The organism is Ferrimonas sp. YIN67 (assembly GCF_057219095.1).
Genome location: NZ_JBXVVJ010000006.1, coordinates 22,029 through 37,923 on the forward strand (window position 1 = coordinate 22,029; position 15,895 = coordinate 37,923).

Annotated in this window: 15 protein-coding genes and 2 pseudogenes; 2 read left to right on the forward strand and 15 right to left on the reverse strand. The window is 53.7% G+C overall.

The features are described from left to right. Positions 1 to 186 precede the first annotated feature (186 nt). The 12 genes from AC2D8U_RS13320 to AC2D8U_RS13375 form a co-directional block, all read right to left on the reverse strand. On the reverse strand, positions 187 to 2,574 hold the full coding sequence (locus AC2D8U_RS13320) for a hypothetical protein (protein ID WP_484619560.1): 2,388 nt from the start codon (positions 2,572 to 2,574) through the stop codon (positions 187 to 189). Between the two features lie 48 nt (positions 2,575 to 2,622). Continuing rightward, positions 2,623 to 6,213, reverse strand: a complete 3,591-nt coding sequence (locus AC2D8U_RS13325; protein ID WP_484619561.1) for a phage tail tip fiber protein — start codon at positions 6,211 to 6,213, stop codon at positions 2,623 to 2,625. A 1-nt stretch (position 6,214) separates the two neighbouring features. Further along, a complete protein-coding gene (locus AC2D8U_RS13330; protein WP_484619562.1) occupies positions 6,215 to 6,583 on the reverse strand; it encodes a hypothetical protein in 369 nt (122 codons plus the stop codon). 22 nt (positions 6,584 to 6,605) lie between these two features. Beyond that, entirely contained in the window at positions 6,606 to 7,226 is a 621-nt protein-coding gene (locus AC2D8U_RS13335) for a hypothetical protein (protein WP_484619563.1), read from the reverse strand. Beyond that, positions 7,223 to 7,840, reverse strand: a complete 618-nt coding sequence (locus tag AC2D8U_RS13340; RefSeq protein WP_484619564.1) for a hypothetical protein — start codon at positions 7,838 to 7,840, stop codon at positions 7,223 to 7,225. Before AC2D8U_RS13340 ends, AC2D8U_RS13335 begins: the two co-directional genes overlap by 4 nt. Positions 7,841 to 7,842: 2 nt before the next feature. Then, a complete protein-coding gene (locus AC2D8U_RS13345) occupies positions 7,843 to 9,201 on the reverse strand; it encodes a hypothetical protein (protein ID WP_484619565.1) in 1,359 nt (452 codons plus the stop codon). A gap of 280 nt (positions 9,202 to 9,481) precedes the next feature. Then, a complete protein-coding gene (locus tag AC2D8U_RS13350) occupies positions 9,482 to 9,796 on the reverse strand; it encodes a hypothetical protein (RefSeq protein ID WP_484619566.1) in 315 nt (104 codons plus the stop codon). A 59-nt stretch (positions 9,797 to 9,855) separates the two neighbouring features. Next, positions 9,856 to 10,302 (reverse strand): hypothetical protein, encoded by a 447-nt coding sequence (locus AC2D8U_RS13355; protein WP_484619567.1) that lies wholly within the window; start codon positions 10,300 to 10,302, stop codon positions 9,856 to 9,858. 14 nt (positions 10,303 to 10,316) lie between these two features. After that, on the reverse strand, positions 10,317 to 10,685 hold the full coding sequence (locus AC2D8U_RS13360; protein WP_484619568.1) for a hypothetical protein: 369 nt from the start codon (positions 10,683 to 10,685) through the stop codon (positions 10,317 to 10,319). Between the two features lie 81 nt (positions 10,686 to 10,766). Then, positions 10,767 to 10,976, reverse strand: coding sequence for a hypothetical protein (locus AC2D8U_RS13365; protein ID WP_484619569.1), 210 nt, complete (start codon positions 10,974 to 10,976; stop codon positions 10,767 to 10,769). A 106-nt stretch (positions 10,977 to 11,082) separates the two neighbouring features. After that, positions 11,083 to 11,367: a hypothetical protein gene (locus tag AC2D8U_RS13370; RefSeq protein WP_484619570.1), complete on the reverse strand. Its 285-nt coding sequence runs from the start codon at positions 11,365 to 11,367 to the stop codon at positions 11,083 to 11,085. 152 nt (positions 11,368 to 11,519) lie between these two features. Then, the gene (locus tag AC2D8U_RS13375) at positions 11,520 to 12,068 is read right to left on the reverse strand and encodes a hypothetical protein (protein ID WP_484619571.1); all 549 of its coding nucleotides are present in this window, start codon (positions 12,066 to 12,068) and stop codon (positions 11,520 to 11,522) included. 307 nt (positions 12,069 to 12,375) lie between these two features. Here AC2D8U_RS13375 and AC2D8U_RS13380 point away from each other — a divergent pair. After that, positions 12,376 to 13,547, forward strand: a pseudogene (locus AC2D8U_RS13380) (IS3 family transposase). Here the strand turns inward: AC2D8U_RS13380 and AC2D8U_RS13385 are convergent. Both AC2D8U_RS13385 and AC2D8U_RS13390 read right to left on the reverse strand, forming a co-directional pair. Then, positions 13,478 to 13,828: an IS3 family transposase gene (locus AC2D8U_RS13385; RefSeq protein WP_484619572.1), complete on the reverse strand. Its 351-nt coding sequence runs from the start codon at positions 13,826 to 13,828 to the stop codon at positions 13,478 to 13,480. The pseudogene AC2D8U_RS13380 and the gene AC2D8U_RS13385 overlap by 70 nt on opposite strands. Beyond that, positions 13,780 to 14,067, reverse strand: a pseudogene (locus tag AC2D8U_RS13390) (transposase); the annotation flags it as partial. The pseudogene AC2D8U_RS13390 and the gene AC2D8U_RS13385, both read right to left, overlap by 49 nt. Before the next feature lie 459 nt (positions 14,068 to 14,526). Here AC2D8U_RS13390 and AC2D8U_RS13395 point away from each other — a divergent pair. Then, complete coding sequence (locus tag AC2D8U_RS13395; protein WP_484619573.1) at positions 14,527 to 15,111, forward strand: hypothetical protein; 585 nt, start codon at positions 14,527 to 14,529, stop codon at positions 15,109 to 15,111. Positions 15,112 to 15,251: 140 nt separating this feature from the next. Here AC2D8U_RS13395 and AC2D8U_RS13400 read toward each other — a convergent pair whose 3' ends face one another. Continuing rightward, positions 15,252 to 15,479 carry a hypothetical protein gene (locus AC2D8U_RS13400; protein ID WP_484619574.1) on the reverse strand — a complete coding sequence of 76 codons (228 nt, stop codon included), beginning with the start codon at positions 15,477 to 15,479 and terminating at the stop codon, positions 15,252 to 15,254. Between the last annotated feature and the right edge of the window lie 416 nt (positions 15,480 to 15,895).

The following is a 15,895-nucleotide window of genomic DNA, read 5'->3' on the forward strand; positions in this document are numbered from 1 at the left end:
GGGGCGTCTAAAGTGATTAAATATTTTTACTTTTTCCGTAGGAAAAGTTTTCTTTTATTACATTGAAGAGTGACTGGTAAGCTAAATCCTGATGCGGACCAAGTTTGCGTGACGTTTATTCCATTATTTGGGCATTGAGACTAAAAAGCCCCCAGCCAGCGCCGGGGGTCTTTTATCTGGGGTCTTTTATCTGGGGTCTTTGTCTGGTCCTGGCGCGGGGTTGGTTCCCTTTGCGTCCCGGTACTCGGCGATCACCGCCCGGCTATGTCCGGGGGAGTATTCGGGGGTGCCGTAGTCCTTAGTGACATAGCCCCCGACTGCGTAAGGGTCGATCACACCATCCAGATCGCGCGGGCTTGTCGCGGGTCGCGTATAAACGGTTGCTCCCGCTGCGGCGGCGAAAAGCTCATGCCCCAGCCCGTCCTCCGTCTCCCTTATGCCTAGAACCCGGTTTCTTGCTGTGTTACTGGTGGCGTAGGCGGGCACCACTGACAGCAGCACACCGCGCTCTGAGGGGCGGAAACCCAAATAGCCGGTGGTCGGTGTAGTGCTGCCGGTCGCCGAGCAAATGTGGCTCCCGAGCGCATCATCAAAAAGGACCATTGGCTGTTTTCGGATAAACACATCGTCGCCCCGGTTTAGGGTTGGTTCACTAGCTTTGCTGTTGCAAAAGTCCAGCCATGCGGCGGGGATCGTGTCGTCGGGTCTTAACCCTGGCTCTAGCGCCAGGCTCTCAAAAGACCCATCGAGTCGGCGGATCATTATTGCCATATTCACAGAGCTGACAGTGGTGTTCAAGTTGATCGCGCACGCCTCGGAGAATCCTCCGGTGTAAACCTCCTGCACTCCTCCGCGCTCAACAATCGAATCTACAAGCAAGGCAAAAGAGGCCGCCATTTGATCCACGCGGAGCGGCCAGTTTGTCGCCTTCACTGTGTGCTTAACCCCTGCGACGATCTGCCCGTTGTAGTCGTTAACCCACCACACATAGCCCGCGTGATAGTTGCTGTGTGTCCCTGCGTCTGGGTTGAACCCGAAAACTCGGCGCATCACCTCGAAGCCCTCGGCCTCGATCTCTGCGTCGTCCTTGGTTGTCCCGTTGATGTAGGTTGTCAGATAGGGCTGAGTGTCGCCGCCGTCCATGCCCTGCCTTACCGATGCGTTAAACCATGAATTCAGGCCCAAAACAAAGCCAGCACCAAGGAGTGAAGATGAATAATCACCACCGCAAAAGCCCACAAGATCCTTTGCGGGGATCCCCGTGCTCACTGGGATTTGTAGGGTGGCAGCCGGATCTGTGTTGTTGCCTGTTACGCGAAATGAGCCCCAGTACGCCGGGGCGCTTTCGTCGCTGGATGTATAAAGAACGCTCGCGATGTTATTGTAAAATGCCCCCCATGCGTTACTTGAGTGGGTGAATGTGATTGCCGAATAACCAGTCGGCGGCAGGTCAATCACGGGCTTTACATAGGTGGTTGTGCCATTTGACACAAGTGTAAAGGCCGCCGGGTCATCCATTAGGTGAATGGTCACACTCGGCGCTGTTGTTGATGACGACCCACTTACATACACTTTTTTGTAGGGGAACCGCCCCTCTAACTGGGGCTTGAATAGGTAGGCAAATTCTGATTTTAGGCTGCTCACAAACTCGGAACTGACTGCCCCCCCGCCCATAGTTACAACCGGCAGGCCGCCGGGGATCTCTGCGGGGATCTGTCCTCGGCGCATTTCAATTACTTGGTGCGGCATCATCCCGGCGGGCGGCTCAGGTTCTGGTGCAAATTCCAGTTTATCGCCGTTTTCGCTCACTCTGACAATGTGACCGGCGGCCCCTGCATAGCTGCCGGGGGTGTCCGTTAGATCAACAAAGGCATAAGCCCCGCCGCCGCCCTCGCCGCTGCCTTCCTTGTAAAAGCTGTCATCTGTGGCTGAGTAGCTAAGAACGTCGCGGATATAAAAGGGGGTATCGTCCGGTGCCACGCCATCGCCGCTAATGCGCCAGCGCGCCGACTGGGTGCCCACACCGTCGGGGCCGGTCGGCTTGTCAGGCCAGTTACCCGGCCCCATGTCCCACTCCCCCAGGTCAAGGATCGCGGCCCCCAGTTTCTCGGCGGCGGCTATGGCGGCGTCCTGTGCGGCCTCTGCGCTGCCTTGGGCTGATTCTGCCCCTGCCAGCGCCGCCTGTGCTGTTGTGGCGGCTGCCTGGGCGTCCTCCACGGCTGTACCGATACCGTCAACGCCTGTCTGGGCTTGCTCTGCTGCGTCCTCGGCTCGGTCGGCGGCTGCCTCTGCCCGGATCGCGTTTTCCTCGCCGCCCTCGATCAGATCTAACGCGTCCTCGGCCCGGCGCTGGATCTCGTCGGCCCTGCGGTAGCCCTCGGCGGGCGTGTCGATCATTTGCGTATTACCCACGCTGTCGGTCAGGGGGCGCTGTCCTGTGCCCTCTGGGTCGTCGTCCTTGTCGGGGCCGCCCGACCAATCGCGCTGCTCGTCGATGAAGGTTTGCCAAGCGGTGATCTTTTGGCTCAAACGCTCGTAAACGTCGGTTGCTGTGCGCTTAATTTGCTCTCTCATTTATCGCCCTTAAAAAGAAAGCCCCGGCGGTTAGGCCGGGGCGGTTGGTTAGTGTGGGGTGATTTGGGTCGATGCCTGGGCAATCATCACGGGCTGCCGCAAGGCGTTAGAGTAAAAAGTCGCGGCCTGCCTGCCGCCGCTAGTTATTCCCAAGCTAAATAGAACTTTGAACCGCACCCATAGGCGCACCGGCTCACTACTTGCGGGGACTGCAAAAGACGGGTAAGGGGTTGGCGTGCTTTCCTCCCACTTGGCAGCCGTTACGGCGATCACCTTGTCCACCAGATCGCTCCCTAGTGGTACGTCCTGCCCGCTTGGGTGCTCCTTGTCGTATACGCTCACCACAAAACGCAATGCAGCATCAATCTCATTTTCCCCACCGCCGCCGTAGTAATGCAGATCGAAGTGCTTGGGGCTGGGGAACGTCACCCATCGATCCACGGGGCTAGGCTCCAAGGTGAACGATGAAACGTTAACCTCCACCCATTCGGAAAAGTCCCCATCCTCCCTGAGGTCAACCCTCACGCGCTCGACGTTTAACACGCCCATACCCGCAACGTCGCCAACGATCTTATCGGCCATTACCTCGCCCTCAAAGCGCCCGGTTTTAGCGAACAAGTCGCCATCCGGTGTCACGCTAAAGTTAGGATTTTCGGCGGTGCCGCCTGCGGTGATCGTGTTCCCGTGTAACTCGGTGCCGGTAATCTCGCCGCCGGTAATTTTGGCGGCGGCTAACTCGTTCGCTAGGATCTCGTCCACAATGACCGAATCCATCACCACGTCCGTCATATAAACGACGCCATCAATCACCGCGAACGGGCAGATCTTGTCGTCGCCCTGCCCTGACCAAACTGAGAAGCGATCCGCGTGTACGGTGAAAGATGTCGTCTTGCCGTCATTCACAAAGCCCACGCCGCCGCGTAGCCCGTTAACGTCGGTTGATACTCCCCACTGGGCCTTGTAGCCGATAACCTCGCCCGTGTCCGGGTCTATGTCGATCGACGCCCCTAGCCCCTCCTGAACACTTACGTTGTGGGTGTTGCCGTCGGCGTCCTCCACCTCTACGGATAGCCTGTCGATTGCCTCGGCAATTGCCCCATCGGTGCCTGCCTTGGTGTAGTAATAGCTTTCAAGATGGGCATAAATTCCGTCCAGCCCCGCGTCAAGATCCCAGCCAATCCCGGCGATCGCCTCGGTGTTGCTCGCGGTCTGTAAGGCCCAATAGTTGATCTGGGAAAACGCGCCGCTCTCCGGGTCGTAAAGCTCCTGGCGCTTAACCTCCGCTTGCTCGTAGTTGTCGAGGATATGGTCGAGCGCGCTCTCGGCCTGTCTGTCCAGTCCGTCCCAAATGCCTCCCAGGTCGGCGTCTTCGATGGCGTCTTGGGCACTGCCGATGCAGTAGACGAAGACATCGGCCTTGCTGGTGCCTTGGGGGGCGCTATGGGGCGCGCTTTCATCCAGACTGACGTGGGTGATCCAGACGGCATAACCGGTCTTGGGGCGGTCCAGTGACAGCATGGCTGGGCCAGCGGCGAAACTGCCGACATAGTGCTGGTCATTACCTGGCTCAAAATGGGGCATCTCCTCCGTGATATTGCCATCGGCGTCGATGGGATTGCCGTCGTCGTCGGTATCGATCTGCTGGCAATACACCCGGGAGTGAGAGTGACCATTATAGTTGGGGTGGTCCCAACTGAGCATGATGGAGCGGCCGATGGGTTGCAGCTTAACGCCGGTGGGGGGCGTGGCATCCTCGACATCGGCGTGATCGCGGGGCCCCGTGGTAGCCACCAGGGCGAATGCCTCTTTTGATTTCCCGAAGGCATTGACGGTGTAGACCCAGAAATAGTAATCGGTCAGCGGCAGCAGGCTGGACTTGCTCAGTGCCTTGGCGATCCCCAGGTTGACTGCCTTGCTTTGGTCGTTGACCGGCGCAAACCAGAACTCAAATTCATCACCATAGGCCCCATCGGCGGCGATGGGCCGCAGGGTGAGGGCATCGCCGCTGGCGTCGACCACGACTTCCTGTGGCGGTTGCAGTGCGCCGACACTGTACGGTTTGCTCCGCATGGCTGAGGTTCGCCCCAGGGTATCGACAGAGGTGATGCGGAAGCTGTAGCTGCCTTCGGCCAGGCGGCAGGCCAGGCGGGTGTCGAACAGCTCCTGCTCCAGCACCAGGGTGCCATTGTCGTGGTTGTCGGCGACCTGGACCCGGAAGCTACGCACCACACTGCGCCCCGGGTGGTTCCAGGACAGTTCGACATTGTTGATGCCATCGTTGTGGGGGCGGATGGTGAGGTCGGTGACTTCGGGCACAGGGGCTGGCCCCGGGGCTTCACTGGGGGGCAGTATCGGTCGGCTTTCATCGTCATAAAACCAGGGCCGCTCTGCCTGCAGCTCCATGGAAACGCCCTTGTTGCCATCGGCTTCCCAGCTGAGGACACGAAACTCCTCCGGCTCCCCCGTCTGCTGACCGTCGGGATCCTCATCCCACCCCAGGCGGGGCAGCCTCAGGGCGATGACATCGCCTACCTTGACCCGGAAGCCTTTGTAGTTGGTTTTGAGCTTGAGTTTACGGCCTTCGCGGGCTTGATACAGGTGCAGGTGCGCCAGGCGCTGGGCCTGGTTACCCGATTGCACGTAGGGTAACGACAGATCGCTGTCCAACTCGTCGCCGTCCTCATCGACATAGTCTTGTTCGTATACCAGAGGGAAGTCGAGTTCTTCGCCGGTATGGGGATCCTGATAGGTGCCGGTGACGGTGTTGAAGCGATCGCGCCGGGGCGTGCTGGATGAGAGTGAGACGGAGCCGAGCAGATCGGACTCGGTGAACTCCAGCTCGGCCGGACCGTTGTAGGTGGCGACGGTGAGGCTGTACTGGCCCCCACTGTAGTGCAGCTGGCCGCCACAGCTGGCCAGTACTTCACTGAGGATGGCGTCGACGGTTTCATCCACATCGAAGGCAAAACCCACCCGATAGCGTGGCTCATCATCGCCCTGGTATTGGCCATTCTGCGCCGGGACGGGGACATCGTGGTCACAGGCATTGGCGGCGATGATGAAGGAGTCGGTGTCCAGCTCGTGCTCTTGTACCCGGGTATAGCGCAGCAGGAAATCCCGGACGATAAGAGCTGGATTGCGGGTGAATTGCCGCAACTCTTTACCCTGGTGATCTCCCCGGACATCGATGATCTCCCGGTTCCCTTTGACCTTGAAGAAGCAGTCAGGCATGCCGCTGGGAAAGGCATTGGCGTCGTAGTGCAGACGCACATGGACGTAGGCCAGGCCACGCCCCACCATAGTGTTGTCCCAGCCTTCGATCCCGGCCAAGGAGTTGGGGCAGTCCGTCGGGTTGTTGTAAAGCCAGCAGGTGCCCAGGATTTTCTCGTTGCTGTCGGTCAGCTGAAATTGCTGGAAGGCATTGCCTTCCGGGCTTGGTTGCTCCTGCCACTCCAGATCACTGATACAGACCCTCTCGATGCCTTCAATTTCATGGCCGGCTAGCGGGATCACCATGTCGAGCTGGGTAGTTTGATCCGAGGTCGCCATGAAGTTGATGGGGCCGGAGACATAGGCCGTGCCATAGATGGCCTGGTGTGGCGGTGAAGATTGGCGATATAGCTCTTTGCGTTCATCCATCCTATTTGATGCTCCATGCTTTGCTGACGACACCAAGCCCTTTGGCGAGGAGTTGGCCGTCGATCAACAGTTGTACGCCTTTGCCCCAGATGATGCCGATGGCGTCGTGTTCGGCGCTATAGATCAGATCGCCGCGTTGAGCGTAGAAGTGTGCTACGGGAGGGAGTTGCAGCGCTTCGAGCTGCTCAAGCAGGGGTTTTGCTTGAAGGGTCGTGTCGTGCGCCTGGGGCAGTGCCTCGCCGGTGAGGCGTTCGATAACGGTGGCGACAAACTGCATAGGAGTGTAGGTGGTACGGCTGTTTTGTTGGTATTTGATGCTCTGGAGGAGCTCCGCCAGATAGATGGACCAGTTCAGTTTACGTTTGGACATTGCTCTTTCTCTAGGTGCCTGTTTACAACTTGTACCATTTACGCTTTTTCTTCTTTTTCGGGGGCGCGGGTGCGGGGCCCCAGACCAATTCCAGATCTGACATCTGCGCCTGATATTGATGGAAACGGTCAGCCGGGAAATCACGGAGGTGGCTCTCTTCGGAATAGCGGCGGCTGCTGCCTTTGTTCCATTCGGTCAGCGCGCTGGCCAGGGTAATGCGGACGCTGTTTTTCTTACCCTGCTCTACATCAGCGGTATCTAGATAGCCCCGAAAGTAGGGGATCACCGATTTACCGGGATTCTCGGTGTCGAGGATGATCTGGTTGTCGTCGTCGACAAAGGCCATGTAGACGGAGGCGTCGCGACCTTGCCACTTGTCGGCCAGGACGCCCTGAATAAACAGTTCGCTGTGGCCATTGAGGCCGATCTGGAAGTAGTGGCCGGAGATATCACTGTCTTCGGAGGCTTTATCGATGGAGGCGATGGCCCCGCTGCCGCGGTAGGTTTGGCCGTTGTAATGGAGCTCGCCGACGCCGGTGTGGAGGCGGATGGGCTGGCCGGGCCAGTCCAGATCAATTAAAAAAACCGGGCGACAGCGCCCGGCTTCGACTTGCTCGATGATGGCAGGGCTGAGATCTCTCATGTCAGCACCTCGGTGAAGTCGATTTTTGTGTTGTAAAAGGCGCCGGGGCGGATGCTCATTTTGCCTTGTTTGTCGTCTTTGGCGCGGACCATGACGGGAACGGCCTGGGTCAGGATGGCGTCGCCATGGGCCGGGTTGCTGCGCAACTCGGGCTCGAACTTGATGGTGGCGTAGCCGGCATCATTGCCGTTGTCGGGCCCACTGATCACATCTTCGACCACCATTAACATCTGGCCATTGATCCCGATGTAGTCCCCGGCTTTGAGGACGCACTGGTTATTGGCCCAGCCGTGGGTTTTCAGGCTGCGACCGGTTTGTCCGGAGCCGTAGACTTTGGGTGTCCCCTGGCCGGTCCCTGCCGGTCCTGGCTGAGCAAAATCGTACAGATGTGTGGCGTTGGCCCCGCCGCGCAGTTGCGCCAGGAAGGCCCGCAGGGTGCGGGCTTTTTCCGGGGTGAGGTTGTCGAATTTGCAGGAGAAGGACCAGAAGGTGCCCGGGAATTCGATGATCTGCTCGGCGTTATTGAATTCGCTTTTAAAGACACGAATGTTGTTGCTGAGGCTGATGTCCATCGAGTTTGGAACCAGTCCTTCAGGCCATTTGATGATTTTCATGATTACATTGCCTTTCTGATTGGGCCGTTGTTTTGGAGATCGTCCAGCACTTTCTGATAGGTCATGGTGACAACGGCGTCGGCCAGATCCATATCGCTTTGGGGATCGCCGGTACTGCCTCCCTCGATGACCACGGTGGGGGAGATGCTGATCTGGCCACTGCCACCGCCGGCCATGACCTGGCCGTACATTTCATCCAGCTGTCGGGCGCTTTCATTGGTGTACACTCGCTCGCCCTTGTCGAGTAACCAGGTGCCTTCGCTGGGGACGCCGTCGATCCCGCTGTGGGCCATACCGGAAACGGTCTGAGCGGCAATCATGCCCAGCGAAATGCCTTGCTGGACGGTAATGGCGGCGATGAGCGGTGCGGCCAGAGGGGCCATGCCGCCGACGCTGGCCAGGGCGGCGACTTTGGCTTGTTCACCACTCATGATGACCTCGCCGGCAGCGGCAACCTGGCTTTGCAGGAACATGGCCTTTTGTGCCATGGCATTTTCGGCCAGCATCGAGCTCATCATGTCGGCAAATCCGGCCATGGCGGTGGTTTGCAGCTTCATGATGCCTTCTTCGGCTTTGGCGCGCGCGAGGGCTTCTGCCTGGGCCTGCAGAGTCATGCCTTCCTGATATTCGCCCCAGGCTTCCCGTTGCAGCTCCCAGGTTTCCAGTGCGGACTCCAGATCGAGATCGCGCAGTTCGTCGATCTCTTCTTGCAGGGTTTGATAGCCTTCGCGGATCATGCCGAAGTACTCTTCAAACTGCTCGACGCCGCCGTCCGGCAGCTCGAAGATCTTATCGAGGATGTCGGTAAGGAGTCCGTCGCCGTCGGCGAAAGAGACAAATTCGGACATAAAGTCCTCGACCATGCCGGCCCCGGCCCTGGAGAGGTTTTGGAAGTATTCTTCGAGGCCATCAACCCGGCCTTCAGGCAGGTCGAAGGCGCGGTCGAGGACGTCGGCCAGCAGGTTGTCGCCTTCGGCAAAGGACTTACACTCAGCCATAAACTCATTCAGCATGTCCGAGCCGGCGCCGGTGAGTCCGGTCAGTTTGCCGATCTGGTCTTGAATGTTGGCGTTGAGTTGGCCGATGCTGCCACTGGTTTGGTTGATGACGTTTTGTAGGGTGTCAAACTTACCGGAGTTGATATCAAGGATATCGGCCAGGTTGCTGTAGTGGGCGACCTGCTCACTGCCAGCTTTGAGGGCGGCTTGGAGGGTTTCCCCCATGGCGGAGGATTTGTCGGAGACATTGGCAGCGCCCTTATTGATCTGATCAAAGCCTTTATTGATCAGGTCGGCGGCTTTTTGTGTTTCCTTCACCATGGCATCGAGTCCGCGTTGATAGATCGCGGAGCTTGCTTCCATATCTAAGCTCATTCGGATATTTCCTATGTTCCACCACCCAGAACACGGGCAATCTGATTGCACTGCGCATCGACGTCGGGGAGATCCACGATCCGATGTTGGTTGCTGGCTGATGATGAGGCGTGTTGTCCACCTTGCTTGTCGCTGTGCCCGGCTTCGATACGATAGAACGCTGCCCAAGAGAGCAGTAATCCGGGCTCCATATCGGCGAGGGATAGGGGGTCTTTTACGCCCATATCGCGTGCCAATTTAAACAATAAAAGTAGGGTTGGGTGGTGCTTTAGTCGTTTCCCGCTTGCTTAACCCCATCGCTGGAGTAGTTGAAGCGCAGGATATCGGCGGCGGCATTTTGCAGGGCACTCGGGGTCATGAGGGCCAACAGTTCCTGACTGGAGAGATCGGCATCGACGAGTGCCTCAATCACCAGTTTGGCGGCGGTATCGATGGCGTTGTTGCCACTGGGCTGAGCGAAGGCCAGTTCGGCTTCCATCAGTTGGGCCGCGCTCAGGCGTTTCACCTGGAATGGTTCTCCCAGGATGGTGATTTCCCCGTGCTCAGGTTGGAGTAGGGCGGCGAGACGTTGTTTAATGCTCATGGTATTCCTTAGGTGTAAAAAACCCCGCATGACGCGGGGTTGGTTCGTTAGCGTGGTGTTCAGGCCGCTGCAGGCGCTTCTTCTTGGAACGACCATGTGACGCTATTTTGTTTGGCGGTCACGACGATGCTCATTGCTTCACTGGCCACCAGATCGGCCATCTTCCAGCCACTCAGTGCCAGTCCCATGGTGGCGATCCGGCCGTTGGGGAGGATCAGGCGCATTTCGACGACAGCTTGTTGCTCGGCCAACTCGAGGAAGCCGGTGAACAATTCACAGTTTGGGTTATCGATGAAGGCCAGTTCTTTTTCCGGACCATCGACGATATCGGCAATGTACTGATGTTGTGTGTCTTTAAGAGTGGTCGTTTGTACAAAGCCACTGGTCTGGCCGGTTTCGCCAACGGCTTTAGCGGACTCCAGTGGAATAAAGTCACCGCCATCGGCGCGGTATTCAACGATGGTGCCGATAGGCAGAGTAGCGTAATGGGTATTTTTATTAGACATAGTATTTTCCTTTTTTACATGAAGAGACTGAATTCAGAAGTGGCATCGTATTCCATTCTGTCTTCGTCCCAGAGGTCGATTTCTTCGTTTTGTTTAATCCATTGAATGGGGTAACCCTCAAGCTCTTTTAGTTGTTGTAGGTCCTCCCTGATCACTTTGGATTGTCGCTTTGCTTCATCATAGTCTTTAGATAAGACCTGAATTTTGAAGTTGATTAAGGATACTTTTCGTATTCTAGATAGGTTGCTTTCCTCGTCTTCTTGCCGGCCAGTGATAGAAAAGACGATTAAGTCACTTTCTTCTTCTGGTAGTGCAATAACGGGGTGTACCGGCAGTCCGGTTAATGTGTTTAGGTAATTGCGCAGTGCGATTTCAATCATCATATTTCTCTGTGTTGGCTCTAGAGGTGTCGCGTGTTCCTGGAGAGTAAGGTCAACGTCAGTGAGAGTGAGGTTGTTACGGAACTATTCGTAATTGCCATTGAGGATGGCCATGACGGGTATTTTTTCATGGGCCAGCGGGTTTTCTGAGATGCAGTACTGATTAATTTTTTTTGCGTTGATGGTGTCAGATACCTTAACGGCTGCTTCGAGTAGTGACTCGGCAGTAATGACAGCACAGGGACAGAGTGCCCCGTTTTTCCAGAGTTGATATTGAGAGTGTTCTGTTTCCATGGCCAATTAGCCTCTATGTTATTTTGTGTTTGTATATTGTTTTAGCTCAATAGCACAAAGCTCAACATTAAAGAGAGGTAAATGAATGCTTGCCATGAAGACAGAGTTATTTATTTACTCTTTTTTCAATGTTATTTAGTCTGGCTTCAGCAACCGCGAGTCGCTCACCGTGATTGACTAACCGGTCTGATAAGGACTTGCGTTCTAATTCACCACGCTCAATTCGAGCGAGCATATTTTCTTGCGCTTGTTGGGTTAGCGCCATTGATTTTGCTGCCATCTCAATGGCATCTCTTTGTTCTTGCCATCCGCCGACAAAGAGAGTGATGCCCATCAGAGCGCTTCCGGAGAGGATGCCTCCGAGAACCGATTTCCATTCTTTTATGGTCATTATTTAGGGTTACTGTAAAAGTGCGACAGCTCGATTTGCGCAGTTGCAGAAGCGCGTGCGCAAATGCCGGGAGAGCACATCAAAACGAAGTGGGTTTTCTGAGCTTGGGTTTACCATACTCCTTGATTGACACCGTGTCAACTGATTAGGGGTCAGATTCTCCGATTGGAGATTTGAAGGTTGTCAAAATAGTCTTGAGCTGCGCTGGTTTGCTCTGCAATCTGTCCTTGGACGGCAGTAATAATGGGGGTCCAGGAGCGAACAAAGGTGCGATAGCTGATCCCGAGTTGGTGGCCACCGATGCGGTATAGTTCAGATAGGTTGATGCGTTTATGTTTGCTGGGGTTTTGGTGGGTTTTAAGTAAGGCAACTAAAGTGGCTTCTGAGACCACGGTGATGGCGCTCATTTTATGTTGGTGGTCGACGTCCTTATCGTGAGCGAGCTTGCCAGATAAAAGATGAGTACTGACTTCAGTCGCTAGGGTTTTCATAAGCCATTTGTACATGATCTTGGCTTCTGTTGATGACAGGTGTGAAGCGCAGATGGCATAGCCAATAGGCTCTGCGATACTAGTGAGGGCGAGAGCGTGTTGAAGCGCATGGAGGCCACTTTCCCCTTGTGAACGTGAGTTTCTGAGTGGCACAAACTCGTGTTGGCACGCCTGTGGGCCGAGACGACAGATAGCTTTTGTTATGTCCATTTAAGTCTCCTTTTTCATAACCATATCAAAGGTCCGTGCCCCCCAAAAGGGGATTGTGCCCATTTGAGATAAAAGGTCGAACTGGTGGCAAATTACCGTTTTAGTTGTTTTTATGGTTGACTCGTGAGTTCAACCGTGAATTCATAGGCGCATTTTAGGGCTGGTACTGGGATAGGCTATGTTGTGGCGGGCCCTAAGGGCTTCCGTTTCTAAGTGACCAGTCGTGCTGGCGGTGCTTATGTTGTGGTCCAATGATCCCGGACACCGCTTTAGGTGGTAAAGTCGCCACCGCAACAAGAGGCGTTCAATGACTAAAAAGCGTTGCTCATTCACTGCGGAGTTCAAACTGGAAGCAGCGTCTCTAGTCCTCGACCAGGGCTACGCAGTCCCAGAGGCAAGTCGTTACATCGATGTCGGAGAGACTGTGCTCCGAAACTGGGTTCGTCAGCTCCAAGCTGAACGTGGCGGGCAAACTCCGAGCAATAAGGCTCTGACCCCGGAGCAACAGAAGATCCAGGAGCTCGAAGCCCGTATCAATCGGCTGAACGAGAAAAGGGCGTTGCGTTGACAGGTTGAATCTACAGCAGCTCTCTTAATGGCGGACGAACTCGAACGTTCGCTCTGATAGACCAGTTGAGAGAGCATGAAGCCACTGAACTGGTCTGTTCCGCCTTCGATATCCCCACATCCTGTTTCTACGAGTACAAGGCCCGGAAGCGCCACGTTTTCCCTGAACGGCTCAAGCTTCGGAGTGAACTACGGCGCCTTTTCAATGAAAGCCGCGGCTCTTCGGGCAGTCGAGCGCTGATGTCGATGATGTGGAAGTTGGGACATAAGGTCGGTCGCTTCAAGGTTCGTAGTCTGATGAAGGAGGCCGGACTGACATCCAAGCAGCCTGGCTCCCATGCATACAAAACGGCTCAGGCAGAATGCCCGGACATCCCTAATCGGCTGGAGAGGGAGTTCGATGTTGTCGAGACCAACCAGGTTTGGTTTGGCGATATTACCTATCTCTGGGCAGGTGGCTGTTGGCATTACTTGGCCGCGGTCATAGACCTTCATACGCGCCGAACTGTTGGTTGGGCCATGTCAGAAAGACCTGATGCAGACTTGGCGGTAAAAGCATTGGATATGGCATACCAGCAGCTAGGTTGCTCAAGTGGCGTGATGTTCCATTCGGACCAGGGCAGCCAGTATGCCAGCCGAAAGTTCAGGCAGCGCCTCTGGCGCTATCGGATGACTCAAAGTATGAGTCGTCGTGGGAACTGTTGGGATAATGCACCCATGGAGCGCTTATTTCGTAGTTTGAAAACAGAATGGATCCCGTCAACTGGGTATTTGACCGCTCGCGAAGCCAAGCGTGATGTCGCAGCCTTCCTGATGGACTACTACAACTGGCAGCGACCCCATCAACACAATGATGGGATACCGCCTGCAGAAGCCGAGAATCGGTCTAAACAGGTGTCCGGATTTTGTTGACCACAACATTTGCGTCCTATGGATACACCCTTTTGTTTCAGCTGAGCATGAACTCGCGGGCTACCATAGCGGCCCTTTGAGGACTCGAATAGCTTCGTGATTTGCGCCCCAAGTACTCTATCTTCCTGACTGCGGGAACTTGGCTCACGTCGCTTCCAGGCATAATAGCCAGAGTGTGAAACACCGAAGAATGAGCACAGTCGAGATAGCGGAAACCGGCCGTGAAACCGGGCTATGAATCGGAACGCTTCAGCTTTTCCTCCGCCTGGAAGCGTTGCCACTTTTTTAGCAGATCGTTCTCCATTTCAAGCTCAGCCAAACGGCGCTTTAACTGAGCGATCTCATCCTCTGGTTTCGCCTTCTTTGCTGGCTTCTTGCTCGCTTTGGCCATACCCCATTGGCCCTCTCGATACTCTTTGCGCCAACGAGACAACATGAAGGGGTGGATGTCCAGGGACTCGGTCACTTCCTTGACCGAGCGGTGCGGCAAGTGTGACCAGGTTACCGCTTTGACCTTGAACTCAACACTGTACTGCTACGTCCGTTTTCCTGTTTTGTAGGCAGGCATCTAACACCTCAATCATTAGTGATTGAGTGTCCACTAAAACGGGTCAACTTCAACTCCAGCGCTACCTATATTGTTATAATGGAGACCAATCATTATTGTTCTCAATTTTGATACTGTTTCTTGATATTTGCCAGATTTTGGCATTTTCTTTCTTGTCGTGCTTTTGTTTGATGGTGATATATTTTTAAGTGGATTTTGCTTTATCGTTATAGGGGTTAGTGAGTATGACGCTTAGGTGTGTAATTGCTGGGAGTGATGTCGACAGATGAACTCCTTAATTACTCTAACTTATTTATGTGGTATCTTATCTGATGCCGATCTACGCTAATGTTGTCTTCTAATCCCCTTATATTGACTGCCATGCCTCTTTTGTAGATAATGTTAGTAATTTAAACTGTGAGGAGTGGGCGCATGCGTGTAGATGGAGAGCAATTAAGAGAAACGAGCAGTGCGAGGCTGAGATCTCTTTTAACTAAACTAGGCTATGCTAAGGAAATAAAAAGGTTCTTTGAAGAACATGATATCGAATCTGTCGCTCAGAAAACGTTCTATCGATATTGTTCAGGTGATTTACAGACTCCCCCTACTTTGGCAATGGAGTTGGAAAAAAAGACAGGAGTCTCGGCAGCATTTTTATTAGGGGTCTCTCATAATGAAAATTTCGAAATGTCTTACATCTCCGGAGACCGTTCGATTGCACTTGCACCTTCACTTTTCGATTTGGCTCAAGTATCTTCGAGTGACTGTAAGACTATACGTCAGGGAAATGAATTTTTCGTCATTCATGTTGATTCATTTATTGGTCAGAAATGGAGGAGAATGTACTATGAAGTTCCGAATGGCTTCATCATTATAGATGTGAGAAAGTCATTGCGTGGAATGGAAGTTAAAGACGGAGGAGAGGTGGTTTCTATCAGTAAAGAGGAGTGGTTGGGAATGATTGATGGATACTCTGAATGTGGTCGGGTGTTGTTTGAAGGCAAGCTGATATTGTAATCATATAATTAAATGACGTACTGAATGCTGGGCGATGCATCCTTTCTCTTAGTCGAGGTTTGCCTCGCCTTTTCTTTTAGTTTAAATATGTGCTAAAAGTATATTTACCTATATGCCCAGCTTTATGTTTCATAACGGGATTAAGTTTGTATGCATGCTGACTTTAGATAGCGGATGATTTCCTTTCGGCTTAGTAAAGGGCTAACTTGAAATACTCCGGTGTATATTTCAGATTCTTTTACTTCAATGCGTTCCCCTTCCGCTAGGCCGATCAAAATATTTTCCTTGTTTCTGGTTTCAATTCTTTCAACCTGTAAAAGTAAAGGTTCTCCACCACTTCCTTCAATAAGCAAGCTTACTCCAATCATTTCCCTTTCCTTAGCGCATCTAACTGTATAGTAAGGTTAGGTTTTTATACGGTCGACGTCAACTTTTTATGGTTTTACATGTTCCTTTTCTTTGTTTGGTGTATTCATATTTATTAAGTGTTTTCGATGTGTGAATTGCGAGGCGCCATTATTTTGAATTGATGATTTACAATTGTTTTTTAATGTTTGAATATAATGTTTTGGGAGTTATACTGCCGTTCGGCAGTATAGTTGTTTTGTTATCTCCGTTTGATGCTGCTGGCACTTGAGTTGATTAACTAATCATTATTAGTAGTCTATCTGTTTGCTGAGTATTAAATGTAATTTGAACTTTGCCGTTGTTAATTCTTGGAAGAATGCTAAGTCTGCGGCACTTTTATACAATGAGGAATGAGTTAAGATGTCATCAATTATAT

Coding starts and splice junctions, on each gene's coding strand:
- AC2D8U_RS13335 (WP_484619563.1), bottom strand. CDS start 7,226: ATGAGAGATCTCAGCCCTGCCATCATCGAGCAAGTCGAAGCCGGGCGC.
- AC2D8U_RS13350 (WP_484619566.1), bottom strand. CDS start 9,796: ATGAGCATTAAACAACGTCTCGCCGCCCTACTCCAACCTGAGCACGGG.
- AC2D8U_RS13375 (WP_484619571.1), bottom strand. CDS start 12,068: ATGGACATAACAAAAGCTATCTGTCGTCTCGGCCCACAGGCGTGCCAA.
- AC2D8U_RS13360 (WP_484619568.1), bottom strand. CDS start 10,685: ATGATGATTGAAATCGCACTGCGCAATTACCTAAACACATTAACCGGA.
- AC2D8U_RS13340 (WP_484619564.1), bottom strand. CDS start 7,840: ATGAAAATCATCAAATGGCCTGAAGGACTGGTTCCAAACTCGATGGAC.
- AC2D8U_RS13320 (WP_484619560.1), bottom strand. CDS start 2,574: ATGAGAGAGCAAATTAAGCGCACAGCAACCGACGTTTACGAGCGTTTG.
- AC2D8U_RS13355 (WP_484619567.1), bottom strand. CDS start 10,302: ATGTCTAATAAAAATACCCATTACGCTACTCTGCCTATCGGCACCATC.
- AC2D8U_RS13365 (WP_484619569.1), bottom strand. CDS start 10,976: ATGGAAACAGAACACTCTCAATATCAACTCTGGAAAAACGGGGCACTC.
- AC2D8U_RS13400 (WP_484619574.1), bottom strand. CDS start 15,479: ATGATTGGAGTAAGCTTGCTTATTGAAGGAAGTGGTGGAGAACCTTTA.
- AC2D8U_RS13395 (WP_484619573.1), top strand. CDS start 14,527: ATGCGTGTAGATGGAGAGCAATTAAGAGAAACGAGCAGTGCGAGGCTG.
- AC2D8U_RS13330 (WP_484619562.1), bottom strand. CDS start 6,583: ATGTCCAAACGTAAACTGAACTGGTCCATCTATCTGGCGGAGCTCCTC.
- AC2D8U_RS13370 (WP_484619570.1), bottom strand. CDS start 11,367: ATGACCATAAAAGAATGGAAATCGGTTCTCGGAGGCATCCTCTCCGGA.
- AC2D8U_RS13325 (WP_484619561.1), bottom strand. CDS start 6,213: ATGGATGAACGCAAAGAGCTATATCGCCAATCTTCACCGCCACACCAG.
- AC2D8U_RS13345 (WP_484619565.1), bottom strand. CDS start 9,201: ATGGAAGCAAGCTCCGCGATCTATCAACGCGGACTCGATGCCATGGTG.